At 57.7% G+C, this 1,900-nt stretch carries 1 protein-coding gene; it reads left to right on the top strand.

Annotation, left to right across the window (positions count from 1 at the left end):
* Positions 1–535: 535 nt before the first annotated feature.
* Positions 536–1,741 (top strand): sugar ABC transporter substrate-binding protein, encoded by a 1,206-nt coding sequence (locus FJW10_RS30305; RefSeq protein ID WP_246674414.1) that lies wholly within the window; start codon positions 536–538, stop codon positions 1,739–1,741.
* The last annotated feature ends 159 nt before the right edge of the window (positions 1,742–1,900 follow it).

Here is a 1,900-nt window from a genome sequence, read left to right as displayed (position 1 = left end):
TGGCGCCAGTCCGTCCGGCCCGCTTGTCGCAGCGGTCGCGCGCGGCTTCCTCATCAGGCGGTGTTCCCTCCCCGGGCACCAGGTGTTTGTTTCTGATGATGCGGATCGACATTCAACCCACGTCACCGGACCACGTTGTTCGTGGCCTCATGGATGCTACGATCGGACGATGACCAGCCGGCGCAGCGGAGGTTTTTTCAAGATAATTTACACATGTAAATTTATGCAGGAACGACTTACTGACCATAATATCCGTCTCGGGAGTAGTCAATATCTTGGCTTAAGAAGCTGGATTTATTGCAATTTCTAAAGAACCGCCTCTTTCAGGATTATGACCTGCTTGACAAGTTGAAACGCGCATCGCTAAGCTAACTTTACGCGCGTACATATTAGCTGGGTACGTTCGTAAGGGAGGAATGCAATGCGAGTTGGTATACGCATTGGGGCGCTTGCGTCCCTGACGTCGGCTGCCGTCATCTCGGCGGGCGCCACATTTGCTGAAGAAATCACTGTGGCGACGGTGAACAATGGCGACATGATCATCATGCAGAAGCTGTCGCCGGAGTGGGAGAAGAAAACCGGCAACAAGGTCAATTGGGTAGTGTTGGAAGAAAACGTGCTGCGCGAGCGCGTCACCACGGATATCGCCACCAAGGGCGGCCAGTACGACGTCATGACCATTGGTAGCTACGAGACGCCGATCTGGGGCAAGCAGGGCTGGCTTTTGCCTCTCGGCGATTTCGGTAAGGATTATGATTATGACGACTTGATCGCGCCAGTGCGGGCCGGTCTCACGGTCGATGGAAAGCTCTATGCAGCTCCGTTCTATGCCGAAAGCTCCTTCACGCTCTACCGCAAGGATCTGTTCGATGCCGCAGGGCTAAAGATGCCGGAGCAGCCTACTTACGATCAGATCAAGGAGTTCGCAGCCAAACTCACCGACAAGGCAAAAAGCCAGTACGGCATCTGCCTGCGTGGAAAGCCGGGCTGGGGCGAGAACATGGCCTATCTCGGGACCCTGGTGAACACTTCGGGCGGGCGCTGGTTCGACATGGACTGGAAGCCGCAACTGGATCAGCCTGCGTGGAAAAACGCTCTTACCTGGTATGTCGATGCCATGAAGCAGTATGGGCCGCCCGGCGCGAGCAGCAACGGGTTCAATGAAAATCAGGCCCTGTTTGCTTCAGGCAAGTGCGCCATGTGGATCGATGCAACGTCGGCTGCTGGTCGCGTTTACGATTCTAGCCAAAGCAAGGTTGCCGATAAAGTCAGTGTCACAAAGGCTCCTGTTGCCGTAACGCCAGCAGGATCCGCATGGGCATGGGCCTGGAGCCTTGCGGTTCCCGCCAGCACCAAGAAGGCAGACACGGCAAAGTCTTTTATCGAATGGGCGACTTCAAAGGCGTACGTCCAGCGCGTCGGTGAAACTGCAGGATGGGTCGCAGCACCCCCCGGGACCCGGAAATCGACCTACGCCAGCCCGGATTATCAGAAGGCTGCGCCGTTCGCACCAACCGTGCTTGCAGCGATCGAGGCGGCGGATCCTACCAAGGCGACCAAAGATCCGGTCCCCTACACCGGCATACAATTCGTCGCGATCCCCGAATTCCAGGGTCTTGGGACGACCGTCGGCCAGCTCTTTGCGGCCGCTCTTGAGGGCCAGATGAGCGTTGATGATGCGTTGACGCAGGCGCAAGCGGCCGCGACCTCGGTCATGCAGGAAGGCGGCTATCTGAAATAGGGCATCCTCCCGGTGCCTGGCCGCCCGGCTTTCGGTCCGGGCGGCCGCTGGCCGGCTCTGCTCGATCTTGTGGCTGACCTTTGGAGGGTGACCGTCATGGCTACTCAGCAAACCCGTTCGCTTGCGCGTTTCATGATGGCGCCATCGGTGATCCTGCTG

This window comes from Mesorhizobium sp. B4-1-1 (assembly GCF_006439375.1).
Taxonomy (GTDB): domain Bacteria; phylum Pseudomonadota; class Alphaproteobacteria; order Rhizobiales; family Rhizobiaceae; genus Mesorhizobium.
The sequence above is the reverse complement of the archived record's forward strand: the minus strand, read 5'-3'. Positions and strand labels throughout refer to the sequence as shown.